The following is a 25,029-nucleotide window of genomic DNA, read 5'->3' on the forward strand; positions in this document are numbered from 1 at the left end:
TTCTCCCGCTTCGAGAAACTGGACGTACTCTTTATCGGCTTCCTCCACTTCGCACTCCTCGTCGAAGCGCTCAGATAGCGTGAACACGCCCTAGCAAATACATCAGAACTTGACCGGTTTACGATGCCGCATTTGACCGCGTGGAGGAAGAGGAATCTCGATGTATGGTCCGGATTGAAGAACTTCAAGGAGTGTTCGCTTTTCCTGTTGTTGGCTCTGTTCCCATTCCTCAAATGATTGGATTACTGCAGTTTTCACGCCACGCTGCGTAATGATCTGAGGCCCCTTCTTCTTGGCGGTGTCAATGACTTCGCTAAACTTTGCCTTTGCTTCCTGTAGCTGCCACGTTGCCATGCCGGACGCTCCTGACCAGGTACCTGACTAGGTTAGCATTGGTGCGAGCAGGCGACAATTGGCCGGTTAGCGGTCAAATGTTCGGGTGTTGGCAGGTATCATTAAAAAGACGACACGCAAGAGCCTGCGACCGCGGGCGCTACGGGCGCCATACCCTTCTGGAGAACTTTTCACCATGCGTAAGAAAGTCACTATTGTCGGTGCCGGTAACGTCGGCGCCACTGCCGCTCATTGGATTGCAGCGAAAGAACTCGCGGACGTTGTGCTGATCGATGTCATCGAAGGCGTGCCGCAGGGCAAGGCCCTCGACCTCTCTCAGGCGATGCCGATCGAGAAGCGCGATTGCTCGATCGTCGGTACGAACGACTATGCCGATACCGCGAACTCCGACATCGTTGTGATTACGGCGGGCATCGCTCGCAAGCCCGGCATGAGCCGCGACGATTTGTTGAATACCAACTTCAAGATCATGAGCGAGGTGGTCGAGAAGGTCGTGAAGGCATCACCGAATACGATCCTCATCATCGTTTCGAACCCACTCGACGCGATGGCGCAGACGGCCTTCAAGAAAGCCGGGCTGCCGCGTGAGCGTGTGATCGGCATGGCTGGTGTGCTCGACTCTGCGCGCTTCCGCACGTTCATCGCCGAGGAGTTGAAGGTGTCGGTGGAGAACGTAACGGCGTTCGTGCTCGGCGGACACGGCGACACGATGGTGCCGCTGTCGCGCTACTCGACGATGGCCGGCATTCCCATCACGGAGCTGATCGAGCCCACACGGTTGAAGGAGCTTGAGACTCGTACGGCCAATGGCGGCGCTGAGATTGTGAAGCATCTCAAGACCGGCTCGGCGTATTACGCGCCTTCGGCGGCGGCTGTGGAGATGGTCGAGGCGATCCTGAAGGACAAGAAGAAGATCCTTCCGTGCGCGGCTTATCTACAGGGCGAGTATGGTATCAGCGGTCTGTACGTTGGTGTGCCGTGCAAGCTGGGGGCGAAGGGCCTGGAGCAGATCATCGAGATCAAGCTTACGGCTGAGGAGCAGGCTGCGTTGAACAAGAGCGCGGAAGCGGTACGCGAGTTGTGCACCGTTATCGGCGTTGCGTAGTTGGTTGGCTGGGGGGAGATCCGGGCTTTAGCCGTGAAGGGGCTCTTGGCCAAGCGAGCATTCCCTCCGTGGCTAAAGCCACACTAACAATAGTGCAGAGACGGCGGGACTGAAGTCCCGCCCCTTCAAAGCAAAGGCAATCGGCGGGGCAACGAATGCACGAATCAGGACACTAGAGCATGAGTAAAGCGCTCTAAGGACGCACCAAGGGCTCGCCGAGGCGAGCCCTTGTGTTGCTTTAGAAGCTGAACTAGCTGCGGTTGATGGTGACGCTCTCGAGTACGACCGCTGTCTTGGGGCGGTCCATGCCGTCGCGCGATACCTTGCTGATCTTCTCGACGATGTCGTAGCCTTCGGTGACTTCGCCGAAGATGGTGTGCTTGCCGGTGAGCCAGCTGGTGTCGGTGACGGTGATGAAGAACTGCGAGCCGTTGGTGTTGGGGCCGGAGTTTGCCATGGCGAGTTTGCCGGGCTGCTTGAAGTGGTGGGGGCTGCCCTTGGTCTCGTCGGCGAACTTGTAGCCGGGACCGCCCATGCCGTTGCCTTCGGGGTCGCCACCCTGGATCATGAACTCGGGGATGACGCGGTGGAAGACGGTTCCGTCATAGAGCTTGGCACCCTTCTTGGAGCGCGAGTTCCACTCCTTGGTGCCTTCGGCCAGGGCGATGAAGTTGGCGACGGTTTCGGGGGCTTCAGCCTCGAAGAGGTTGCAGACGATGGTGCCTTCGGAGGTCTTGAAGGTTGCGGTAGTGGGCATTGTTTCTCCTTACGTGCTTTGGTTGAAGATTGGATGCTCTGGGATAGCTCGTGGGTTTCTGATCAGCGACGAGCTATGAGGAAAATAGCAGAGAGAAAAGGCGATTATTGCGGCGGATGTTGGGCTGCCACAGGGGGAGTGGCGGGGAGAGCCGGTTCCGGTGGAAGGGGTTGGCCGTCGGGAACGATCGTCACTTTGTTCATGACCACGGGAGTCAGCGGCTTGTCTTCGGCGTTGCGCTCGACGCGTGCGATGGAGGCCACGAGCAGAACGCTATGAGCATCGCACTGGCCAAAGATGGTGTGCTTGCCGTTGAGGTCGGGCTGGGGCGCTTCGGTGATGAAGAACTGTGAGCCGTTGGTGTTGGGGCCGGAGTTGGCCATGGCAAGACGTCCGGGGATGTCGAAGCGCAGCGCGGGCGAGAATTCGTCTTCAAAGTAGAAGCCTGGGTCACCGCTGCCGGTGCCGAGACGGTCGCCTCCCTGGATCATGAAGCCGGGGATGACGCGGTGGAAGGTTGTGCCGTCATAGAAGGGCTTGCCGGTGACCTGCTTCTGTGTGGTGGGATCGGTCCAGGCTTTCTTGCCGGTGGCGAGGCCGATGAAGTTGGCGACGGTAAGGGGTGCTTCCTTATCGAAGAACTTGCAGGTCAGCCGTCCCATCGTGGTATCGATGACGACGGTGGGGCCGGTGGGGACTGCGGGTGGCTCATCGTGCGCGGTGGTGCTGGGCGCGTCAGGCAGTGCTGCCGGGGTTGGGGTCTGAGCGTAGGCCGCCGCGGAGAGGACGAGCGAGCAGAGGAGAGCAGGGAGCTTGAGGTTCGCGAACGTCATTTCAGGTACAAGGCTACTCCGAAGAGGCGAGCGGGGCAAAGGGGCGGTTCGATCGATTGGTCTTCGTGTAACGTTTCTATGGCATCGTATGTCTCATGGCTGTGTCGCATATTAAGGGAGAATTCAATCATGGTTAAAAAAGCAATCTGGGTGATGTTGAAGGCGAAGCCGGGCAAAGAGGCCGAGGTAGAGGCGTTTCTGAGCCAGGGTGGAGCGATGGCGAATGAAGAGCCGTTGACGGTGAACTGGTATGGGGTGAAGATTGCGCCGGGTATGTATGGCGTGTTCGACACGTTCGCTGACGAGGAAGGTCGCGACGCTCATCTGACTGGCGAGATCGCGAAGGCGCTGATGGCGAGCGCGCCGGATCTGTTCTCGAATGAGATCAAGATCGAGAAGATGGAAGTTCTGGCTTCGAAGTAGTGGGCTACTCCTTCGCGGCCTCGGCCTGGACATCGGCGAAGACGCGAAGGAGATTTCCTCCGAGGAGTTTCTTTAATTGCTCCTCGGTGTAGCCGCGCTGCTGGAGTGCGGCGGTAATCTTCGGCAGGTCGGCGGCGCTGGAGATCTCGGCCGGCAGGATGGAAAAGCCGTCGAAGTCCGAGCCGATGCCGACGTGGTCGATGCCAGCAACCTTGGCGACGTGATCGAAGTGGTCGATCAGCGAGTCGAAGGGAGCAAGCGGCATCGTGGGCGCGAGGTGCTGCGCGTAAAACGCGCGGTCGATGGCGAGAAAAACAGAGTAGGGAACGGGTTCTCCGCGTTCGAGGTAGGGGGCTGTGGCCGCGGCATAGAGCGGCTCGCGCTGCGGCTGGGTGGCGGCCCAGGCGGTGCGCCAGTTGTCGTCGATGAAGGATGTGCAGAAGTTCACCATCACGACGCCGTTGTTCGTCGCGACGGCGCAGAGCTGTTCGTCGGTGAGGTTGCGGAGCGTGTCGGTGAGGGCCCGGGAGCTGGAGTGCGACGCGATGATGGGCGCATGCGTGGTCTGGAGCACATCCCAAAAAGTTTTGTCGGAGACGTGGCTTACGTCGACCATCATGCCCAGGCGGTTCATCTCGCGGATGACGTCGCGGCCGAAGTCGTTGAGTCCGTTGTGGTGGTGCACGCTGGGATTGTCGAGATCGCCGGAGCTGTCGGCCCACTCGTTGGTGTTGGTCCAGGTGAGCGTCATGTAGCGCACGCCCAGGCGATGATAGAGGCGCAGCAGGCCGAGGTCGGCCTCGATGGAATGTCCGCCTTCGATACCTAGCAGCGCACAGAAGACGCGGTCGCGATGGGCCTGCACGATGTCCGCGGGAGTGAGGCCGAGGCGCATAGTGGTGGGGTGTTTGCGGAGCTGCTCGTAGACTCCGTCGATCAGTTGCAGCGTGCGATAGGCATAGCGGCCACGCCACCCTTTGGGCTCAACCCAGATGGCGAAGAACTCGGCGGCAAGGTTGCCCTCGCGAGCACTGTCAAGGTTCAGCATGCCGGAGTTCAACGGATCGGAGAAGTTCCAGCCTTCGTCCACGAAGCGCTGCGGGGTGTCGGCGTGAGCATCGATGACGAGGGTGGAGGCGTGAAATTTTGCGAAATCCTGCATGTGATTGAGGCCGCTGACGTTGTAGTCAGTCTGCGAGCTCGATTGTAACAATGCCTGCCATTGCTGCCTGATGGCGCGGCAACCCGTGAGAGCTACAGGCCATCTGTCTAGGGTAGAGGTGACTTATGGCAATTGGTGTAGATTCAACAAAGACTGGAGCACGACCCTCGCATGAGGCGATCGAGAGCACGGGCGGCGTTGCGACAAACGTAGCCAAGACTCCCATGGAACGCGTGGATAACGCAGCCATGGAAAGCGCCAAGCGTGCACAGAACCGGGTCCACAGCAATGAGACGAAGGAACCGGGGAACTCGATCTTTACGAAGTAAGCCAACAGACAGACGCTCAATGAAGAAGCCCCGCCTGGAGCGGGGCTTCTTGCGTTGGTAGGGGTTGAAGTTAGAACGCTGCTGCGCCAGCTTCGGCGACGCTGTGGTCCTGTTCGCCGGAGCCGCCGCTGACACCGATCGAGCCGATGACCTTGTCGTCCTGCTTGATGGGAATGCCGCCGGCGAAGATCATGACCTTGCCGTCGTTGGAGGCGTGGATGCCGAAGAACTGGCCGCCGGACTGCGAGTGTGCCGCGAGCTGGCCGGTCTCGATGTCGAAGGCGCGCGAGGTCCAGGCCTTCTTCTGGGAGATGTCGATGGAACCCATCCAGGCGTTCTCCATGCGCTCGAAGGCGAGCAGGTTGCCGCCCGCATCGGCGACGGCGATGCACATGGGCTGTTTGATCTCTTCGGCTTTTTTGGTGGCTGCGGCGATGATGCGGCGGGCGTCGGCGAGTTGCAGGGTCTTGATGGTGGTGCTCATTGGAATCTCCTCTGGCGAGTAACGTGCGCTCTTTGAGATTGTATGCAAAGGATGCAATGCCGGGTTGCGAGGGCGGTGTAGAGGATGATGAAAATCGCCAATGTGTCATGAATGCTGATTCAAAACGTAGGGCAGGTGATGCCCTATGAGAGCAGAATCTCTATCACTGTCCCCCGGAAAGAGCTTAGGAGTGACGCTTTTCTTGGGGAAAAGCGCCGTCTAAAGGATTGCCCTTGGGTATACCTATAGGGATTCTGCTCCAGGACCTTTCCACAGGGAGAGAGACGGTGCTTGATCCCGTTGCGGTGTCGGCTCCGCAGAAGAAAGCAATTCAGTCGTTACGGCTGCGCCTTCACTTCGGCCTGCGGCAGCAAGGTGTAAGCCGTTGGCTCGGTCGTTGTCGGCACGGTTGAAACCGTGCCCTTCCGGTTCGTGGATTCCCTCTTAATGCGGCGATAATGAAGAGGTGAACGTACTGATCAACACCCACTCGATTGAAGGAATTGAAGCGCGAATTGCTCCGCTTCGTGAACGGCTTACACGACATCCGCTTTATGCGGCGATCAAGACACGGGAGCATCTGCAGCTCTTTATGGAATCGCATGTGTTTGCGGTGTGGGATTTCATGTCTCTGCTGAAGGCTTTGCAGAAGGAGCTAACGTGCGTCTCCGTGCCCTGGACTCCGACGCGCTGGCCGGAGAGCCGCCGCTTCATCAATGAGATCGTGCTGGGAGAAGAGAGCGACCAGTTTGAAGGCCGCGCGGTAAGCCACTTCGAGGTGTACCTGGAGGCGATGGAGGAGTGTGGCGCGGACACCGCGCCGATTCGTACGCTGGTGCAGCGTGCGCCTCATGGCCTTCTGCTGGAGGTTGCGCCTGAGTCGGCACAGGAGTTTGTCGGAGCCACGTTTGCGTTGATCGATCGTGCCAGCGTGCCTGCGATGGCGGCGGCGTTTACGTTTGGACGGGAAGATGTGATTCCGGATATCTTTCGCGAGTTGGTGCGGGATTTGAATCGGCAACAGCCGGGGAGTTTTGGGAAGTTCATCTGGTATCTCGAGCGGCATATCGAGGTGGATGGCGAAGATCATGGGCCGCTCTCGCTACGCATGGTGGCGGATTTGTGTGGGGATGATGCGGAGTTGTGGGAAGAGGCGGCCACGGCGGCAGAGGCGGCGATTGAGGCGCGGTTGGCGTTGTGGGATGGGATCTTGGAGTTGATTCGGGGGTAGGGTGAGGGCAGTAACCGTGAGGTGATGCAGAGGGAAGAGGCGAGAAATCAGCGCCAAAGGCGCGGCTCATACCAGCCTGGGCTAGAGCAAATTTCCTGTTACTGTGAACTTGAATCAGGCGTGCAGTACCGTTTTTCTGGGAAAAACGGCCATAAATGTCGCGGTTCCGCGATACACCCACAGGAAATTTGCTCTAACGGCCCAGGTTTTGTTCCAGTTGTAATTCGAGGGCTGAAGGCCCGATTCATCTGTGGCGTTACCGATGAGTCGGGCCTTCAGCCCTCAACCCCTTATTGTGTCCGTACTGACGGTTGGACCAAAATCAGCCTGTTATTCCGGGCAGGTTGGATTATGAGCCCAAAGAGCGCTGTTTTTGTGCCTCAGGAACGCTTCTCTCCAACTCGCACGAATCTGTACTTTGTTTGGCCACCGTCGAGCAGCAATATGTCCGGATCGTCAGTAAGTTGGAGCTTGATGCCTCCCAGCCAAGGGGCGCTGGTTAGGACGATCTGGCGGCTCTCGCTTGATTGCTCCTCAACTCCGAGATCGCTCGACCAGGACTCAAATGCGATGCGGAAGCCTTCTCCCTCTCGCGAGATGGATGCGGGACCTAATTCTTCCGAAACATAGTTGCCGACGTAGTCGCGTATCCATGCAGTAGCTCCGGGGTCCGTTTTGACACGCTTGCGAAGGGATTCGAGTGAATTGTCGAGGGCCTTCTTCGCGCCCGTAAGGATAGTCTCCGCCTTGCTTTCTGCTTCAAATAAGATCTCGATCAACTTCTGGCCAATCGCGGTCAGAAACAGGTTTGCGGCACGAAGGTTGGTGAGCACGACCATGCCGACGCCATGTTCCGGCAGGAAGAACATGTCCGCTGAAAAGCCGAGCGTGTTGCCTCCGTGCGTCACCTGTGCCAGGCCCTGCTGTTCGGTTAGCAAGAGTCCCAATCCATAGCTGGTCTTTCCATCAATCCTGACGGCGGAACGACGGCGTGCCAGAAGGCTGTCCACCGATACAACCTGTTCTCCGTGCTCGTTCTGACCATTGCGCAACTCGCAACTCAGATACCGGGCCATATCCAGCACGTTGGACCAGACAGCCCCAGAGGGAGCCGAGGAATCGACAAACTGCTCGATCACCGGATCGATGGGAGCGCAGCGGCCATCGAAGGTGCGACCGTGCGGGGCCGCATCGAGAGGAGAATGAATGCCGTGGACGGAGCTTTGCTGCATGCCAAGGGGTTCAAAGACAAGTTGCCGCATCGAGCGGTCGTAGGCATTGCCCAGGTCCAGGTCAGGAGCATAACTGTGCGCCGCCGCGTACCCGCCAGCGGCTACAAGGTAATTGGAGTACTGGAATGTCTCGCCGAAGCCGGTGGTGGGACTCATCTGCTTCATTTCAGCGATGCGGTCCTCCGGCCGTACTCCACGAAATCGAAAAAACAGATCGAAATCCCGCCGGGGCATGCCAGTGCACGCGCACACCGTATGCCGCATTTCCAGGCGCTGCGTCACGTCGGAGTCGGCGAGAGCGAAGCTGGGCAAGACCTTTGTTACAGGCGTCGCCCACGTGAAATGCCCCCTATCGATAAGGCGTGCCATCATGAGCGTAGTCAGCGGCTTGGTGGAAGAGCCGATCATGAAGCGGGTGTCCGGCGTAACCGGATCAGTTTCGCCCGCCCTGCGCACTCCAAAACCCTCGGCATACACGGTATTGCCGTCCTGGACGACGGCAACAGCAACACCCGGAATGCCGATATGCCGCATGGCCCAGTCCACGAAAGAGCTCATGGCCTTTTGTTCGTCTTCTCCAAAGGCTTTCGGGGAGATACCAGCAAGGCTCGGTTCCTTCAATCCGGTAGGCTTCCAGGCATTGTTCAACTCGGCGATATGCGCCATACGTCGGCTGAAGCCCGCTTTTGTGCCATCAATGAGGGTGATGTAAGCGCGTGTATTGAGCATGCGCGCGAAGGCGATAGCGATCCGGCTCTCGCTCTCGGGCGTACTGTAAGAGACCTGAACCACTGTATCCCAGCCATCCGTGCTGGGCAGCTCCACTGTTTGCCCAACGGGGAGATCGAACTCCGGCTCTGCCTGCTGCCACGCAAGACGAAACAACTGCTCGGTGTCAGAAGTGACGGGACGAACAAGAAAGAACATCGTCAAATCAGATTCCGGGCCCATTACGGTTAGCGGATCGCCTTGGTGGACGACGGTCCAGCCCCCCGGCAAAGCAACAGGTAAAGGCGCGTCAGGCATCGTGATGTACATCTGGGATTTGTTCATGTTCTATTCCCCCTATCTTTCTGGTTTGCGGAATTCCACATAGTGATGTATGATTGATAATGTAGAATAATAGTGGAAACTAATTGCATAATTAAACGTGTTCTGCCAACTTTCAGCTTACACAAAACCGCCGGTTTGCGCGTCGCTGAATAGGCGTGATGCCGCTTGTCTAGATAGCGACGCCAAAGGCAATCCGTGCCTACTACATCGAGAAAGCCGATCTGTGATTGAGTAACTTGCAGTTTTCACGCATGTTAGCCCAGGGTTTCACCCTGGGCTAACATGGGGCCGCCCCTTCGGGGATGGGGTGTACCCGATCACACCGTTGTGCCTACTGTTCAGCATGGCCGCGGCGCAGAGCCTTTACAAAGCCCGATATAAAGCAGACGACCGAGGCAACTGCAAAGATAAGGCATCCAGCGATGAGGGCTGCGGTTAGATCGTCAGCACACATCACATGCCCGTGTGCCATAGCGAGGCCATAGCAGGCAGCCGAAAGCAAGATGCACCAGATCCCAGCTTTAGTCCAAAAGCTCATTGGCCAGAGATTACTCCAGCCCAACTACCTCGTAAAGAGATCCTTCACCTGCTGCACGAACACATCACGGCCCATGTCGCTGATGGCCTCGGTGAGGGGAAGGCCCTTGGGGCAGGCCTGGACGCAGTTCTGGGCGAAGCCGCACTCCTGGATGCCGCCGTCGCCGGCTAGAGCGCGGAGACGATCTTCCTTGAGCACGGAGCCGGCGGGGTCCATGTTAAAGAGGCGGGCCTGGGCGATGGTGGCTGCGCCGACGAAGCCGGTGGCGTCGTTGAACTGCGGGCAGACCTCCATGCAGATGGTGCAGGAGATGCAGTTGGAGAGCGGATAGCGCTGCTCCTGGATCTGCGGGAACTGGCGCGGCGCGGGGCCGAGGTCGTAGGTGCCGTCGATCGGTACCCAGGCCTTGACGGCCTTCAGGTTCTCGAAGAGCACCGAGCGATCGACCGCGAGGTCACGAACGACGGGGAACTTGCTCAGGGGGGCGAGTTTGATGGGTTGTTCGAGTTTGTCGACCAGCGCGGAGCAGGCCATCATCGCCTTGCCGTTGATGAGCATCGCGCAGGAGCCGCAGATCTCTTCCAGGCAGTTCGAGTCGTAGGTGATCGGCGTGGTTTCGACGCCGGTAACCGTCGTGGGGTTGAGCGCGATCTCGCCGAGCAGCGAGGTGATGTTCATGTTTGGGCGATAGGGAATCTCAAAGGCTTCGGTCGTGGCTTTGCCGTCCGGCGTGGACTGGCGTTTGATTTCGACCTTGATCGTCCTGGTGGCTGCTTGTGCCATGTGGGTGTTCCCTCGCTTTTTCTCTTACCGCAAACTTCTCTGGTGCTACACAGGGATCACGCGCGGGCGGCTTGAACGCCGCCCGTGGCGACCCTGAGGGCGGAAGAGGCCTAGTGGCTGCTGGCGAATATGTGGTGCCGCTTGTGTTCCAGCGAGACCAGAATGCCTTCTTCCAGTGACATCGGCAGGCGGCCCTTTTCTGCCAGGGTGTCCCGCTTGCTGTGGAGGTTGATGTTATAGGTGACCATCCCAACAACGACGGCCACGTAGACGGTTGCGAGCGTGATGTACAGTAGGTCGATCATGCACCGTTAGATGGCGAAATCGACGATAAGGGATAGTGCTTCCTGCAGGTTGTGGGCATCATGCCCGTTTCACGTTTGGCGCGCTTAAAGCCGTGCCCTTTTAAGAAATAAAACTTTGCTATTCCGAGATACCCGTGACTGTGCAACGCCATATGGTGTTATCCGGCAGAAGTAACTCATATACCCGGAATAATGGCGTGTCATTCGTTTTATTAGGATCCTTCAAAAGTCGGGCCTGATGGTCTCCAAGTGTCAAATGGTAGGGCTTAAAGGGAATGTATTGCCTCGTCTGCAATTCAACTTTTTTCCCATCGAGGATGGCGTCCACGTACGTTACGTCGTCGTTCAGACCCGAGCCAGTGTATTCAGTGCGGTAATGCAGGCCAGAAACATGCACTTTGATCGGGTAAGCGACTCCCGGTTTTGCATATGGCAGTTCCTGCCCAAAACGCGTCTTCTGACCGCGCGCTGAGAAACAACAAAAGCAGATCGCCAAAGCAACAAGGAACTTTCTCATTCTTACCTCATTGATTGAACCCAAGCGCTTCAATCTAGTTATGTGCCAAAGGGATGAGTCGGGCTTACAGCCCTCGGATCTTCTTTGGCACCTGACCCAAGGCTACGCCCTGGGCTGGTATGAGACGGGCCTTCAGCCCTACAGCAACAACCTGGTCCTGCGATAAAAGCCTGGGCTTATGGCGGGAAGCAGATTCGCTCCCGGCAAGAAGCAGATTCCCTGCGGGAATGACAACAAGAAAAACAAAGGCAACAAGAAAAGCAAAAGCAAAAGCAAAGGCAAAGGCAAAGGCAACAGCAACGACAAAAGCAAAAGCTGGAACTACGCGGTGGCGTCGTAACGGCGCGGTCGCGGGGTGATGAACTGGGTGTCGACCTCTTCGAACTCGAAGGCGGGAGCGCCGTCTTTGTAGGAGGCCTTGGTGGTCTTGAGGAACTTTTCGTCGTTGCGCTCGGGGAAGTCGGGCTTGTAGTGCGCGCCGCGGCTCTCGTCGCGGAGGCGGGCTCCCTGCACGATCACGCGGCCCAGCTCGAGCATGTTGTAGAGCTGGCGGGTGAAGGCGAAGCTGGTGTTGGCCCACTGGCTCTTGTCCGAGAGGTTGACGTTCCGGTAGCGCTCCAGCAGTTCGACGATCTTGGCGTCGGCTTCATCCAGGCCTGAGTTATACCGAATGATGGTTGCGTGCTTGGTCATGGTCTCGCCCAGCTCGCGCCAGATCTTGAAGGGGTTCTCCGTGCCCTTATTGTTCAGCAGGGCGGAGTTCATCTCCTTCTGGCGGGCCAGTTCGGCGGCGTGGCCGCCGTCGCCTTCCTGGGTGGGCAGGGCCTTGGCGTAGGCCATCGCCTGCGGTCCGGCGACGAAGCCGCCGTAGATGCAGGAGAGCAGCGAGTTCGCGCCGAGGCGGTTGGCGCCGTGGATGGAATAGTCGGCCTCGCCCGCGGCGAAGACGCCGGGGATGTTGGTCTGCTGGTTGAAGTCCACCCAGAGGCCGCCCATGGTGTAGTGCATGCCGGGGAAGATCTTCATCGGGACTTCGCGGGGATCGTCGCCGACGAACTTCTCGTAGATCTCCAGGATGCCTTCGAGCTTGCGGTCGAGCGTGGCGCGATCGATGTGCGTGAGGTCGAGGTAGACCATCGGCTGACCGTCGATGCCCATGCCGTGCTCGTAGACGACCTTGAAGATGGCGCGGGTCGCGACGTCGCGTGGTACCAGGTTGCCGTACTTGGGGTACCACTCTTCGAGGAAGTACCAGCGGTCGGCTTCGGGGATGGAACGGGCGACGCGCTTGTCGTTCTTGTCGCGGGGTACCCAGACGCGTCCGCCTTCGCCGCGTGCGGACTCGGACATGAGGCGCAGCTTGTCTTCGCCGGGGATGGCGGTGGGGTGAACCTGGATGAACTCGCCGTTGGCGTAGAAGGCTCCCTGCTGGTAGAGGGCTGACTGGGCGGAGCCGGTGCAGACGACGGAGTTGGTGGACTTGCCGAAGATGGCTCCGTTGCCGCCGGTGCAGACGATGACGGCGTCGGCGGGGAAGGTGCGGGTCTCCATGGAGCGGAGGTCCATCGCGCAGATGCCGCGTGCGGCACCCTTGGAGTCGAGTACGGCGGAGAGGAACTCCCAGCCTTCGTACTTGGTGACCTTGCCCTCGGACTCGTAGCGGCGTACCTGTTCATCCAGCGCATACAGCAATTGCTGGCCTGTAGTCGCGCCCGCGAAGGCGGTGCGGTGGTAGAGCGTTCCACCGAAGCGGCGGAAGTCAAGCAGGCCTTCGGGGGTGCGGTTGAAGGGCACGCCCATGCGATCGAGGAGATCGATGATGGCGGGACCCTGCGCGGTCATGGCCTTGACGGGCGTCTGGTTGGCGAGGAAGTCGCCGCCGTAGATGGTGTCGTCGAAGTGCTTGAAGACGTCGTCGCCTTCGCCCTTGAGGTTCTTGGCGGCGTTGATGCCGCCCTGGGCGCAGACCGAGTGCGAGCGCTTGACCGGGACGATGGAGAAGAGGTCGACCGTGCCGCCGGCTTCGGCGATCTTGATGACGGCGGAGAGACCGGCGAGGCCTCCTCCGACGACGATGATTCTGGGTGTAGCTGCCATTCCGTACCTCAGGGGCTAAAGCCCCGGTCTAACTTAGGCGTTTGGTGGCATGGCTAAAGCCATGCCCTTAACGAGACTGTTGACGCTGCTCTTGGTTACTGCACGTTGCCGGGTTGTTGCGGATTGGTAGAGCCCGGGGGTGCGATGCTCGGGGCGGGAAGAGAGATTCCGGCGGGTTGGGCTGGCATCACGTCTTCTGGCGCATTGGCATACTTCGGATTGATAAACGCATACATGCCAACGAGTCCGAGCACGCAGAGTGCCGTGCCGCCGGCGGCGCAGACATAGGCAAAGTTCTTGCGAGCCTTATCGCCCGGGGTGATGCCCCACTTGGCGGCGAAGAGCCAGATGCCGTAGGCGAAGTGCCAGCAGGTTGCGATCATCGCGATGACGTAGATGGCCAGCATCCAGGGATTGTGCAGCTCGTGCTGAACTTTGGCGAAGGCCGCGCCGGGGTGCTCGGGCAGACTGACGCCGCTAAAGCGCTGCCGCCAGAGGTGTTGAACGATATAGAGCAGCGCAATGATGCCGGTGATGCGCTGCGTGAGGTAGCCCCAGTTGCCTGCCCAGGGGTAGACGTTTACTGTGGCGCGACCGCGGAAGGCGATCCAGACCCCGTAGAGCGCATGAAAGGCCAGGGGGATGAAGATGAAGCACCACTCGAGGACGCGGACCAGCGGCAGGCTGTTGAGGAACTTTACTTGCTGGGCGTAGGCGAGCGGGCCGTTGACGGCTTCGAAGTTGGAGACGATGTGCTCGATCAGGAATGCGCCGATGGGCACGATGCCGGAGAGCGAGTGCAACCGGCGCCAGAGGTAGCTGTGGCCTTCGCCGGCGCGGAGTGGCTGGACGCCTCGGAGAGTGGGTGTTGCGGGAGGTGCGGCTGCGGCCATGCGGTACTCCTGATGTCCTTGGGGAGGCTGGGCTTAGAGCTTGGCCTGGGGTTGTGGGCAGGTTAGATTCATGCGGTTTGTGCCGCGGGTAGGCAGGATGATTATTCCGCTGTGTTAAATGCAGCGTCAAGCAAAGGCTGGTTTTGGTGAGCGGTAATCGGCGTCTTTGTGCGAATTTGTTACAGCGGCGTTTCCTGGAGCTGGGTGAGGAGGTCTCGAAAGGCGTTGCCGCGATGGCTGATCTGCCACTTCTGTTCGCGGGAAACCTCGGCTAATGTGAGGTTTAGCGAGGGGATGAGGAAGAGGGGGTCGTAGCCGAAGCCGTCCTTGCCGCGCGGGGCGTCGAGGAGCTGGCCTTCGACGGTGCCCTCGGAGCGGAGGAGGACTTCGCCGTCGCGGGCGAGGGCCAGGGTGCAGACGAAACGGGCGGTACGGTCGGCGTGATTCGCGAGCAGGGAGAGGAGGCAGCGGTTGTTGCGCTCGTCCTTTGTGCCGTGTCCGGAGTCGAAACCGAGGTCGTCCGCGAAGCGTGCGGAGCGAACGCCGGGCTGGCCGTTGAGGACGTCGGCTGCGAGGCCGGAGTCGTCGGCGAAGACCAGCAGGCCGGGGACGAGGAGAGAGTAGGCGACGGCCTTGAGCTCGGCGTTGCCCATGAAGGTGGGGGCGTCTTCGACGGGTTCGGGCATGGACTGGAGGCCCGGCAGAGCGAGGACGTCGATGCCGGCAGAGCTGGCGCTGGTGGCGAACTCGGCGAGCTTGCCGGGGTTGGAGGTGGCGGCGTAGAGGGTCATCGTTACGAGATTAGAACAGTTCTCGTGCGGGGGGTGGGTTGAGCAGAGAGCTAGGAGGTGGGTGAGCGAAGAGGGGTTGGGTATGAGGCTCGAGAGGCGAGTTTCGAGAGGCGAGTTGGGGCGCGATGCTGACGGCGGCAGGTTCCTCTACACTCTATCCTCTACTCTCTACACTCTGTCTTCTCTCAGTGGCAGCAGTGGTGCGCGGGGGCATCGGGTGCCGGGGCCTCGTCCATCATCTTCAGCATCTCGGGGCCGCCGGTCTTCAGGAAGCGGAGGAGGAGGATCGCGGAGATGAGCAGGAAGAGGATGTTGAGCACGGAGGTGTAGTTCCAGCGGAGGCTCTCCTGCATGATGTGCGCGGAACGGTCGTGGGGGATGAGATGCAGTGCTCCGAAGAGGGCTTCGACCGCGAGAGAGGACAGCGCCATCGCGGCGTAGAAGGCGGCGAAGAGGAGGGCTGCGACTTTGAGTCCGTAGTACTTGCGATAGATGTTCAGGATGGGAAGGATGATGAGGTCGGCGAAGAGGAAGGCGATGACGCCTCCGAAGCTGATGCCTCCGTTCCAGAGCACGGCGGCCAGCGGTACGTTGCCGACCGAGCAGACAAAGGACAGCACGGCGACGAGCGGGCCGATGAGGGGTCCCCAGAGCTTGGCTAATGTTGGGTGGCCGACGAGGAAGAAGCCCTGCCAGAAGTGCTGCGGCACCCAGGCGGCGAGGCAGCCGGAGATGAGCAGGCCGCCGGCGATGTCCGGCCACAGAGAGTACCAGTCCATCCAGTAGTAGTGCGTGGTTGCGGTGTAGCCCTTGGCCGAGGTGAGCTTCTGCCAGAAGGTGCCGGAGTGCAGGCTCATGTCCATGGCGGCGTGGCCCTCCATTCGACCGATGAGGCCGCGCTCGGCCTGCTTGCGGGCGGCTTCGATGACGCGGGGCTTGAGCGTGGCGCGGAGGAAGAGCACGACGAGCGCGATCATGATCGGACCGCCGACGAACTCCGCCGCCATGAAGCGCCAGCCGAGCAGGGCAGCGAGCAGGACGCTGAGTTCTATGACGAGGTTGGTGGAAGCGAACTGGAAGGCGATGGCGGCGATGAAGTCCGCGCCCTTGCGAAAGAGCGAGCGTGCGAGTGCCGTGGCTGCGTAGGAGCAGGAGGAGCTTGCCGCGCCGAGGGCGGAGGCGATGACGATGGTCTTCGCGGAGGAGTCGGGCAGGAGCTTGCTGACGTGTTCTTTGGAGACGACGGCTTCGATGATGGCGGAGAGGATGAAGCCAAGGCAGAGTGCCCAGAGGATCTCCCAGGCCATGATGCCGGTCATTTGCAGCGCTTGGATGAGGTGGGTCAGCATGGCGTCTCCTGTTTCTGTATGTTGCGTCACTACAAGGGCAGACGTAACCGGCGGCGTGGCATTACACCTCGGGCTATTTGTGCGGGGCGAGAGCGTCGTTGCGCAGTAGACCGATGCGACCGTGCGGGCCGACGACGAAGGGAAGCGAGAGGGCGTTCCAGCTCTTGTCGGCGTCGGGGGTGTCGGTGGGACTGGGATTGAGGGCGCGCCAGTTGCGACCGTCGTCGGTGGAGATGTCGGTGCCGTTGGGGCCTACAGTGATCCAGGTTTTGATGGGGGCGTCGTAGGCTACGGCGCTGCGGTAGCCGTGGGGTGAGGTGGTGGAGGAAGCCCAGTGCTGGCCGCCGTCGGTGGTGAAGGCGGCGGTGCGGGGGGAGTCGTTGGGTTTGAGGTAGTCGCCGCCGACGGCGACGCCTGGTCCTGTTGAAAGCAAGGCAAGTGAAAATAGGCCTGAGGCCTCAGTCTTTGAGCCGAGTGGAACCTGGGCAGAAGACCACGGAGCCATGCGATAGACGAAGGCCCCGCCCACACCTCCTGAACCGAAGGAGGCCAATCCGCGCATGACGGACATCGAAGTGTTACTGGCAGCGAAGGCTCCTTGCAGGGAAGCGTCTGCTTGCAAGGCATGGTTGTGTTTTTGACTCCATGTCTTTCCACCATTGGTTGTTTCACTCAGGTAGAAAGAGCCGTGCACTGGATCTCCCAGCAGGAAACCGGTTGTCTGATCTTCAAAGATCAGGGCGTCCCAAAATCCGTCCTGGTCAGAGTTTTTGAGGATTAAGTTCCATGTCTGACATCCATCCGTCGTCTTATACAACCGCGACAGATCGCCTTTTCCACTGGACATGATGATGGCGGTTTTGTTGTCGAAGGCCTGTATGCCGCGGAAGTCGAGGTGTTCGGCGGCGGGTGGGGTGGTGCAGTGTTGCCAATGGGTGCCGTTGTCTTCCGTGCGAAGCACAGTGCCGTCGGTGCCGGAGGCCCAGGCGATGCTGTTGCCAAGGCTATGGATGCCGCGCAGGCTGGCGGTGGTGTGGGCGTCTTGAATGGTCCATTGGGCGTGGGCCGCGGTGGCGAAGGCCAGCGTTGTGAGCAGGAGGGGGACGCGCATGGGAGGAGTGTAAATGGTGGGGTTGTGGCGGTTCGGGTGGGAAGCAGATTCCCTGCGGGAATGACAACAAGAGAAGCAAAGGCAACCGCAAAAAATTGGGTGCCCCATCCTCGACGCGCGTTTTTTGCGCGGCAGGGTGGGGTATCGCGCGGAAGCGCGACCGTTCCTGGCTGGTAGTGGCGAGGGGGGCTGGGTGAAGAAGAGCGGTCGTTTGCTACCGCAAACGATACCCCACCCTGCCGCACGATAAAACCGTGCGTCGAGGATGGGGCACCCAATTTATTGGGGTTAGGCTGTGAGGATCTCTTCTTCCAGGCTCTGCTTTTCGTAGAGGTCGTTGTAGTAGCCGCCGCGTGCGAGCAGTTCGTCGTGTGTGCCGAGTTCGGCGATGCGACCGTCGACCAGCACCGCGATGCGGTCTGCATTTCGGGCTGTCGATACGCGGTGGGCGATGAGGATCGTTGTGCGGCCCTGCATTGCCGTGCGCAGGCCGCTGAGGATCTGCTCTTCGGTGTAGGTGTCGACTGAGGCCAGCGCGTCGTCGAGGATGAGGATGCGTGGATCACGCAACACGGCGCGTGCGATGGCGGTGCGCTGCTTCTGGCCGCCGGAGAGCGTCATGCCGCGTTCGCCTACTACCGTGGCGAAGCCCTGCGGGAATTCGAGGATCTCGGTGCCGATGTGCGCGGTGCGGGCAGCAGCTTCGATCCCGGCTTCTGTGGCTTTGGGGACGCCGAAGGCGATGTTGTCGGCGATGGTGGTGGAGAAGAGGAACGTCTCCTGCGGCACGAAGCCGATGGCATGGCGTAGCGAAGCTAGCGTGAACTCGCGGATGGGGCGGCCGTCGATCAGCACCATGCCGGGCGCTGCTTCCTGCAGGCGCGGGATGAGGGAGACGAGCGTCGATTTGCCGGAGCCGGTGGGGCCGACGATGGCGAGGCTCGATCCGGCGGGGATCTCGAGCGAGATGTTGTGCAGGACTTCGCCGCCGGTGGTGTAGGCGAAACTGAGATTGTTGAACTCGATGCTGCCTGCAACCGGCTCGATGGCGACTTCCGGCTTCGCTTCGCTGTCGTCGATGGCGGGCTGCTGCTTCATCAACTGGTCGATGCGGACGACCGAGGCTGCGCCGCGCTGCACGAGGTTGACGACCCACCCGACCGCGATCATCGGCCAGATGAGCTGCACCATGTAGACGTTGTAGGTCGTGAACTGGCCGACGCTCATGTGGTGCAGGACGACCTCGCGGCCGCCGACGAAGAGGGTGAGCATCAGCGAGAAGCCGAGGAAGAACTCCAGCGTGGGCCAGAGCATCGCCATCAGCCGGGCGAGGAGGAGGCTGCGGCGGATGTACTCGCGATTGGACTCCTCGAACGCGGCGATCTGGGCCTCTTCCTGGGCGAAGGCGCGGATGAGGCGGGCGCCGGAGAAGTTCTCTTCGGCCTGCGCTGAGATGTCGGAGAACATGGCCTGGATGCGCTCGAAGCGCGTATGAATGCGCGCGCCGAAGTACTGCACAAGGACAGACGCGAAGGGCAGCGGGACGAAGGCGCACAACGTCAGCCAGGGGCTGATGCGGAGCATGAACGGAAGCGCGACGGCGGTGAAGAAGATGGTGTTCGCGCTGTACATGATGGCCGGGCCGAGCAACTGGCGCACGGCGTTCAGGTCGTTGGTCGACCGCGCCATGATGTCGCCGGTGCGGTGCTGCTGGAAGAAGCTGGGCGGCTGCAGTTCGAGGTGAGCGAAGAGGTCGTTGCGCAGGTCGTACTCGATCTCGCGCGAGGCGCCGATGATGATCTGGCGCATGAGATAGAGGAAGATGCCGGAGACAGTCGCGATGCCCAGCAGGAGCAGCGAGTGGTGTTCGACCTTGGCTGCGCTCAGGCCGTGGCGCATGTCGTCGATGGCGGAGCCGACCACGAGCGGAACCATCGCCTTGGCACCGTTATAGAGGATGAGAGACAGACCGCCCAGGGCGAAGTTCCGCCAGTAGCGTTTGAGATAGGGGAACAGCGGACTGAGGCGTTGAAACATATAGAGGCAGCAAACAGGAATTAGGAAGCAGAAAACAGAAAACAGAAAAGGCAGAAGTGGCAGAAGTGGCGGGGCATGGCTGGATGCCATGCCCCGCCGACACTATTAGTTAGATTACTGCTTGGGGGTTGTGGATGCAGGCTGCGTGGTTGTTCCCGCGGGGGTTGCGGGCTTGGCGGCAGGCGGCACGGGGTGTACGGGAGGAGCTGGAGGTGTCTTGGGTGCGGGGGCGCTGTCGCTCTCGCTGACGACTTCCATGTCGAATACCAGCATAGCCTTCGCGGGGATGATGGGAGGACGGCCCTGCTCGCCGTAGGCCAGCTGATAGGGGATGAAGAGGCGGCGCTTGCCGCCAACGTGCATGCCCTCAAAGCCGGTGTCCCAGCCCTGGATGACGCGATGCATGCCGTAGGGGAAGGAGATGGGCTCCTTGCCGGGGTGGTCTTCGGAGGAGTCGAACTTGGTGCCGTCCGGCAGGTAGCCAGTGTACTTCACGGACAGATATTTGCCCTGACGAACGGGATCTCCCGTGCCGACGGTGATATCGACGTAGTTGAGCGAGTAGGTGGTTGGGACTGCTCCCAGGCTCTCGCGGACCTCAGGGCTGAGGAGCGGCGAGGCGTAGTCCAACTTCATCTCAGGCACACGTGTGAGGGTGTAGAGCGGCTTGGCACAGGAGGTTCCGGCAGGCAGCGCGGGGATCTTGGGCGAAAGCGTGGGGACGGTAGAGCAGCCGACAACGCGATGTGCAGTTGCGGCGGTGGCGTGGTGGACGGGCGTGGTTGAGGATGTCTGTGCCGCGAGCGGGAGAGCTGTCGCGACGAGGGCGAGGGCGGAGAGAGTTGTGGTTTTCATTTCGGTCCTAGTTTAGCTCGGCACTGTAGTTTCGTGGTGAAGTTGTGGCTCCCATCTCTTTGCCACTCCAAAATGCGGGGGTCCTTCGTCCATTCGACTTCGCTCAGGACTCAGGATGACGACGAAAAACAAACAACAGGGATTACGTGGGTACGCGCAGCAGCAGGTACGTACCGACCATGGCGAAGAGGATGTCCGGCGACCAGGCCGCGAGGATGGAAGGCAGAGAGTTGACGTTGCCGAGGTTCTCGAAGACGGCTGCGATGACCCAATAGCCGATGGCGACGCCGATGCCTGCGCCCATTCCGGCAAGGCCGCCTCGTTTGCCGGTGGAGAGCGCGAACGGCACGGCAAGAATCGCCATGACCAGAGCCATCAGCGGATAGGCGATCTTGGTATTCAGTTGCACCCGCAGCCGCGTGGTGTCGAAGCCGCTTTGCTTCAGGTCGCGGGTGTAAGCCGAGAGTTCGCTGTACGACATCTCTTGCGACTGGCGGTCCTCTTTCTTGAAGTAACTCGGTTGCTCGCGGATCTCCGGAAAGGTGTTGATGGTGAACGGCTGATAACTGCTGGTGACTTCTCCGCTAAAGGTGCGTTGCCAGCCGTTCTCGAAGACCCAGCGGCCGACGCTGTCGTCCCAGCGGGCGCTGGTGGCGAAGATGCGGCGCGTGAGCGTAAACGAACCGGGCTGGAACTCGAAGACCGTCAGGTTGGCAAAGGCGTTCTTGTCGGGGTCGAAGAACTGGTAATAGAAGATGCGTGTGGGCTCTTTGTTGCCCAGGGTCTGGCCGGACATCCACTTGCGATCAGGACGCAGGAAGGTCTGGGCGGGTTTGCCCTTGATCTCTGCGCGCAGGGCCTCCTGGCGGCGGTTGGCGCCGGGAAGATACGTCTCGTCGAAGGCGAAGAGCGCGACCGAGAGGGCCAGGGCAACTACGAGCACCGGGGCGGCGATGCGGTAGAGGCTGATGCCGGTGGCCTTCATGGCGGTGAGTTCGCTGGTGCGGCTGAAGGCGCCGAAGGTAATGAGCACGGCAACCAGGGCGCAGAGTGGTGTGACGTGATAGAGGATGAAGGGGATCAGATTCAGCAGATACTCGCCGACGGTGACGAAGGGAACACGGTACTTGATGATGTCGCCGATGAGCTCGAAGAAGGTGAAGATAAGAAAAAGCCCGACGAGGCTTACCAGTACAAGGCCGAAGTTCCGCAGGAAGTTGCCCATGACGTACTCGTCGAGGATGAGCGGAAAGCGAATACGCAGGGCACGGCGAAGCTGCTGCATGCGTGCGCCCGAGCCGAAGCCCTCTGTGTTGGCGGACTTGGTACGGCGAGGCCTCGAGAACAGCCTGCTGAGCGTCGCCCCGGCGCTCGCGAGCAGGTTGAGCGCGACGCCGCCGCGCGACATCTGTTGCAGCAGCAGGATACCGGCGACGCCGAAGATGATGTTGGCTCCCCAAACCCCGGCAAAGGCCGAGAGCTTGCCCTGCCGGGCGAGCGCACTGCCAACGAACGAGAGGATGTAGTAAGCGAAGACCAGAACCAGCGTAATCGCGAAGCCCGTACCCTTGCCGCCGCGCTTGGACGAGAGACCGAGGGGCACACCGACCAGCATTAGAACGAGGCACGCCGCGGGGTACGAAAACCGGCGGTGGAGTTCGATGGAGTAAGGCTGCGTGTCGCCGCTGCCATGCGCGTACTTCCATAGCTCGCTCATGCTGAGTGCCTGGGTGGGCGTGTCGCGGCGGCTTAGGTGTGTGTCTTCTTCTTGCTGCCCCGTCTGGATAGGCAGTTCGGTGGTGGCAAAGGTGGAGATATCGTACTGGTTCGGATCATTGGCGGCGATGTCGTGCCGCGACCCGTCAGAGAGCTGCATGCGCAGGGTCGCGGGGTCACCCGGCAAGACAAGGGCTTGCTGCGCGGTGATAATGTGCGGCGTTGCCGGCTGTGTGAGGTCGGCTAGAAAGACGTTCTTCCATTCGGAGGCGCCGGTACCCGGAAGTACGTCCTGCACATAGAGGACGTAGTTCTTGAAGTCCTCGTAGAAGACGCGTGGCTGCACCTGGATAGCCGCCGCGCCGCTTGCTCCCTGTGACTCATATTGGATCAGCGCTGCGGCAGCGCGCGGGGCGACGTAGAGCGAGTTCACAAGGCCTACCGCCCACGCAAACACCGCGACGATGCTGACGATGCGCACGAAGGAGAGCACACCCATACCGCTGGCGCGCATCGCAGTGATTTCGCTGTCGGCAGCCAGGCGGCTGAGGCCGAGAAGGATGCCGATCAACACAGCCATCGGAATGGTCAGTGTGAGGAAGTAGGGGAGGAGGTAGCCGATGAGGCGGATAATATCGGCGAACGAGGCCGCGCCGTGTACGGCGAGCTCCATCAGTGCGAGCAGATACTTCATGAATAGGATGAAGGTGAAGAGCACGCCACCCAGCAGAGCGTAGCCGACAACCTCGCGAAGAATGTACCGAGTGAAGATGCGCAAGTTGATGCCGCGTCCATGCGGCTGTTTTGAGTGTACCGCGAGAGGATAGGGCTCAGGGCCCAGGGTTTAGGGCTCAGAGATCAGGTGTCAGGTTCAGAGAATAGGGGTTGACATGAGTGAGCTGTGCTGGTCTTGTATTTCTGAGCCCTGAGCCCTGAGCCCTGAGCCCTGAGCCCTGAGCCCTGAGCCCTGAGCCCTGAGCCCTATTCTTCGGGTATGAAGCGATAGCCGACGCCGCGTACGGTCAGCAGGTGCACCGGGTTGGAAGGGTTGGGTTCGAGGTAGCGGCGCAGGCGGACGATGAAGTTGTCGATGGCGCGGGTGTCGGTGTCCTCATGCACGTGCCAGACATTTTCAAGGATCTCTTTGCGGGCGATGATCTTGCCTGGTCTCTCGATGAGGTAGCGCAGCAGGTCCGCCTCCATGAGTGTGAGGTGCACGACCTTGTCGGGGGTGCGGATCTCCAGGTCGTCGAAGTTGATGGTGCGGCCGGCGCAGAGATAGATCCCCACAGGGTTGGTGACCTCTTCCTCCGGGAGTGGAGCAGGGACAGGAGGCGGGGTGTCGACGGCCGGAGTCTGCTCGCGCTGCCAGTGCATGCGGCGAAGCAGGCCGCTGAGGCGGGCGAAGAGGATGGCCAGATCGAAGGGCTTGGGTAGATAGTCGTCCGCGCCGGCTTCAAAGCCCTCGACAACGTCTTCGCTGCGTCCGCGCGCCGTCAGCATCAGGACTGGCGTGTAGTGGCCGGCCTCGCGCAGGGCACGGACGATGGAGAAGCCGTCGCGGCCAGGGAGCATGACGTCGAGCAGGATGGCGGTGGGCTGTTCTTCCGTTGCCAGCAGCCATGCGAGTGCGGCGTCGCCATCGGATTCGTGGTGCACGCGATAGCCCTCGGCCTCCAGGTTGAAGAGCAGGCCTTGCGCGAGGTGCTCTTCGTCTTCGATGACGGCGATGAGGGATTGTTGTGGCATTCGCGTTTGCTGCTCCCACGATATAGGTTAGGCGTTTTTGGACGCAGCTGTTGCATTGTTGCCGATGGCCAGCGGCAGTCGCAGCAGCATGGTGGAGCCTTTGCCGGAGCCTTCGCTGGTGGCTCGAACGCTGCCGCCATGCTGCCGGGCGATGGTGCGGACGAGAAAGAGGCCGAGTCCCGTTCCCTTGATCTTGACCGGGTCGTTGGCGGGGGCGCGGTAGAAGCGTTTGAAGATGCGCTTGAGCTCCGGTGGAGGAATGCCCAGGCCGGTATCGGTGATGGACAGCACGACCCAGGTGTAGCGTTCAATGCCCAGACGACAGACGATGTGAACGCCGTTGGGCGAATACTTCACCGCGTTATCGAGCAGGTTCATGACGGCGGTGCGCAGGTCCTCGGCGTTGCCCATCACGTAGAGGCGAACATTGCCGGGGACTTCGGCAAGCTCGATGGTCTCCGGAGAGAGATGGTGGCGGCGAAGCACCGTCTGGATGCAGTCCGCGACCAGGGGATGAAGCTCGATGCGCGCGCGCTGCTGCACGCGTCTCTGGCCGAGTTCGCCGGCCTTGAGGACGGTCTCGACGGTGTTCAGCAGGCGATCGGTGTCGGAGCGCATGATGCCGTAAAACTTCTGGCGCTGGGCTTCGTCGACAGGATGGCGCTGCAGCGTTTCGAGGTAGAGACGGATGCTGGCAATGGGAGTTTTGAGCTCGTGCGTGACGGCGTTCAGGAAGGAGTCCTGCCGCTCGTTGCGGCGGATCTCGCGGACGAGGAAGACGGTGTTCAGCACGACGCCCGCGATGAGGGCGGAGAAGAGGATGACCCCGAAGATGTCCGTGGCGAGACGGCGGGTGTTGAGCAGGATCCAGCCGATATTGAGCGTAATGGCTACGCCGCTCATAAAGACGCCGAGCGTGATGAAGAGGGCGATGGCTCCGCGGCGTCGGTTGAAGTTCATAGGTGTAAAGGCGTCGAACGTTCTCCAGAGTATAGCGGGTGTTTGTTTTTCGTCGTCATCCTGAGCGGTACGCGAAGGACCCCCGCATTCGTGGTGGCACCGAGGTATGGGGGAAGACCACGAGATCGTGCCCGAACGCTGTCGGTGGGCACGTGCGCTTGTGGTGGCACTTAATGCGGGGGTCCTTCGCCGATGGCTCAGATGGTATGAAGAGCGGCGTACCTTCCTGGTACGTGCTCGAGGCACAGATAATCCATCCGGAGGAAGATGCGCCATGCAGACCCACGTAGGAGTAGATCTACATCAGCGATTTTGCTATTTGACGGCAGTAGATGCAAGAGGGAAGAGGTTGAAGCAGTCGCAGG

Annotated in this window: 23 protein-coding genes; 4 read left to right on the forward strand and 19 right to left on the reverse strand. The window is 60.5% G+C overall.

The window, feature by feature from the left end:
• Positions 1 to 102 precede the first annotated feature (102 nt).
• Positions 103 to 354: a type II toxin-antitoxin system prevent-host-death family antitoxin gene (locus HDF15_RS25100; RefSeq protein ID WP_184261094.1), complete on the reverse strand. Its 252-nt coding sequence runs from the start codon at positions 352 to 354 to the stop codon at positions 103 to 105.
• A gap of 175 nt (positions 355 to 529) precedes the next feature.
• Here HDF15_RS25100 and mdh point away from each other — a divergent pair, with 175 nt between their 5' ends.
• Positions 530 to 1,459, forward strand: coding sequence for a malate dehydrogenase (gene mdh / locus HDF15_RS25105; protein ID WP_184261097.1), 930 nt, complete (start codon positions 530 to 532; stop codon positions 1,457 to 1,459).
• Between the two features lie 250 nt (positions 1,460 to 1,709).
• Here the strand turns inward: mdh and HDF15_RS25110 are convergent, their stop codons facing one another.
• Together HDF15_RS25110 and HDF15_RS25115 are read right to left on the reverse strand one after the other, a co-directional pair.
• Positions 1,710 to 2,216, reverse strand: a complete 507-nt coding sequence (locus HDF15_RS25110) for a peptidylprolyl isomerase (RefSeq protein WP_184261100.1) — start codon at positions 2,214 to 2,216, stop codon at positions 1,710 to 1,712.
• A gap of 104 nt (positions 2,217 to 2,320) precedes the next feature.
• Positions 2,321 to 3,049 carry a peptidylprolyl isomerase gene (locus HDF15_RS25115; RefSeq protein ID WP_184261103.1) on the reverse strand — a complete coding sequence of 243 codons (729 nt, stop codon included), beginning with the start codon at positions 3,047 to 3,049 and terminating at the stop codon, positions 2,321 to 2,323.
• Between the two features lie 129 nt (positions 3,050 to 3,178).
• Here HDF15_RS25115 and HDF15_RS25120 point away from each other — a divergent pair, with 129 nt between their 5' ends.
• Positions 3,179 to 3,472, forward strand: a complete 294-nt coding sequence (locus HDF15_RS25120) for a putative quinol monooxygenase (RefSeq protein WP_184261106.1) — start codon at positions 3,179 to 3,181, stop codon at positions 3,470 to 3,472.
• A 4-nt stretch (positions 3,473 to 3,476) separates the two neighbouring features.
• Here HDF15_RS25120 and HDF15_RS25125 read toward each other — a convergent pair whose 3' ends face one another.
• Positions 3,477 to 4,685: a dipeptidase gene (locus HDF15_RS25125; protein ID WP_260331391.1), complete on the reverse strand. Its 1,209-nt coding sequence runs from the start codon at positions 4,683 to 4,685 to the stop codon at positions 3,477 to 3,479.
• 74 nt (positions 4,686 to 4,759) lie between these two features.
• On the opposite strand from HDF15_RS25125, the gene HDF15_RS25130 reads away from it, so the two are divergent.
• Positions 4,760 to 4,963 carry a hypothetical protein gene (locus HDF15_RS25130; RefSeq protein ID WP_184261109.1) on the forward strand — a complete coding sequence of 68 codons (204 nt, stop codon included), beginning with the start codon at positions 4,760 to 4,762 and terminating at the stop codon, positions 4,961 to 4,963.
• A 70-nt stretch (positions 4,964 to 5,033) separates the two neighbouring features.
• On the opposite strand, the gene HDF15_RS25135 is transcribed toward HDF15_RS25130, so the two are convergent.
• Complete coding sequence (locus HDF15_RS25135; RefSeq protein WP_014264518.1) at positions 5,034 to 5,447, reverse strand: heme-binding protein; 414 nt, start codon at positions 5,445 to 5,447, stop codon at positions 5,034 to 5,036.
• 466 nt (positions 5,448 to 5,913) lie between these two features.
• Between HDF15_RS25135 and HDF15_RS25140 the strand changes: the two genes are divergently transcribed.
• Entirely contained in the window at positions 5,914 to 6,678 is a 765-nt protein-coding gene (locus tag HDF15_RS25140; protein ID WP_184261112.1) for a DUF3050 domain-containing protein, read from the forward strand.
• Positions 6,679 to 7,058: 380 nt separating this feature from the next.
• On the opposite strand, the gene HDF15_RS25145 is transcribed toward HDF15_RS25140, so the two are convergent.
• The 14 genes from HDF15_RS25145 to HDF15_RS25210 form a co-directional block, all read right to left on the reverse strand.
• Entirely contained in the window at positions 7,059 to 8,963 is a 1,905-nt protein-coding gene (locus HDF15_RS25145; protein ID WP_184261115.1) for a serine hydrolase, read from the reverse strand.
• A 562-nt stretch (positions 8,964 to 9,525) separates the two neighbouring features.
• Positions 9,526 to 10,284 carry a succinate dehydrogenase iron-sulfur subunit gene (gene sdhB / locus HDF15_RS25150; RefSeq protein WP_184261118.1) on the reverse strand — a complete coding sequence of 253 codons (759 nt, stop codon included), beginning with the start codon at positions 10,282 to 10,284 and terminating at the stop codon, positions 9,526 to 9,528.
• Positions 10,285 to 10,394: 110 nt separating this feature from the next.
• Complete coding sequence (locus HDF15_RS25155; RefSeq protein WP_014264523.1) at positions 10,395 to 10,589, reverse strand: hypothetical protein; 195 nt, start codon at positions 10,587 to 10,589, stop codon at positions 10,395 to 10,397.
• A gap of 118 nt (positions 10,590 to 10,707) precedes the next feature.
• Positions 10,708 to 11,106 carry a hypothetical protein gene (locus HDF15_RS25160; RefSeq protein ID WP_184261121.1) on the reverse strand — a complete coding sequence of 133 codons (399 nt, stop codon included), beginning with the start codon at positions 11,104 to 11,106 and terminating at the stop codon, positions 10,708 to 10,710.
• A gap of 321 nt (positions 11,107 to 11,427) precedes the next feature.
• A complete protein-coding gene (gene sdhA, locus HDF15_RS25165) occupies positions 11,428 to 13,203 on the reverse strand; it encodes a succinate dehydrogenase flavoprotein subunit (protein ID WP_184261124.1) in 1,776 nt (591 codons plus the stop codon).
• A gap of 95 nt (positions 13,204 to 13,298) precedes the next feature.
• The gene (locus tag HDF15_RS25170) at positions 13,299 to 14,096 is read right to left on the reverse strand and encodes a succinate dehydrogenase (RefSeq protein ID WP_184261127.1); all 798 of its coding nucleotides are present in this window, start codon (positions 14,094 to 14,096) and stop codon (positions 13,299 to 13,301) included.
• Between the two features lie 179 nt (positions 14,097 to 14,275).
• Positions 14,276 to 14,887 (reverse strand): RdgB/HAM1 family non-canonical purine NTP pyrophosphatase, encoded by a 612-nt coding sequence (gene rdgB / locus HDF15_RS25175; protein ID WP_184261129.1) that lies wholly within the window; start codon positions 14,885 to 14,887, stop codon positions 14,276 to 14,278.
• A gap of 185 nt (positions 14,888 to 15,072) precedes the next feature.
• The gene (locus HDF15_RS25180) at positions 15,073 to 16,236 is read right to left on the reverse strand and encodes a permease (RefSeq protein ID WP_184261132.1); all 1,164 of its coding nucleotides are present in this window, start codon (positions 16,234 to 16,236) and stop codon (positions 15,073 to 15,075) included.
• 73 nt (positions 16,237 to 16,309) lie between these two features.
• A complete protein-coding gene (locus tag HDF15_RS25185; protein WP_184261135.1) occupies positions 16,310 to 17,347 on the reverse strand; it encodes a hypothetical protein in 1,038 nt (345 codons plus the stop codon).
• Between the two features lie 288 nt (positions 17,348 to 17,635).
• Entirely contained in the window at positions 17,636 to 19,384 is a 1,749-nt protein-coding gene (locus HDF15_RS25190; protein WP_184261138.1) for an ABC transporter ATP-binding protein, read from the reverse strand.
• Positions 19,385 to 19,498: 114 nt separating this feature from the next.
• Positions 19,499 to 20,239 carry an FKBP-type peptidyl-prolyl cis-trans isomerase gene (locus tag HDF15_RS25195; protein ID WP_184261141.1) on the reverse strand — a complete coding sequence of 247 codons (741 nt, stop codon included), beginning with the start codon at positions 20,237 to 20,239 and terminating at the stop codon, positions 19,499 to 19,501.
• 142 nt (positions 20,240 to 20,381) lie between these two features.
• Entirely contained in the window at positions 20,382 to 22,733 is a 2,352-nt protein-coding gene (gene lptG, locus HDF15_RS25200; protein ID WP_184261144.1) for an LPS export ABC transporter permease LptG, read from the reverse strand.
• 203 nt (positions 22,734 to 22,936) lie between these two features.
• Positions 22,937 to 23,704: a response regulator transcription factor gene (locus HDF15_RS25205; RefSeq protein WP_184261147.1), complete on the reverse strand. Its 768-nt coding sequence runs from the start codon at positions 23,702 to 23,704 to the stop codon at positions 22,937 to 22,939.
• Between the two features lie 27 nt (positions 23,705 to 23,731).
• Positions 23,732 to 24,664 carry a sensor histidine kinase KdpD gene (locus HDF15_RS25210; RefSeq protein WP_184261150.1) on the reverse strand — a complete coding sequence of 311 codons (933 nt, stop codon included), beginning with the start codon at positions 24,662 to 24,664 and terminating at the stop codon, positions 23,732 to 23,734.
• Positions 24,665 to 25,029: the final 365 nt, after the last annotated feature.

The organism is Granulicella mallensis, from assembly GCF_014203225.1.
GTDB lineage: Bacteria > Acidobacteriota > Terriglobia > Terriglobales > Acidobacteriaceae > Granulicella > Granulicella mallensis_A.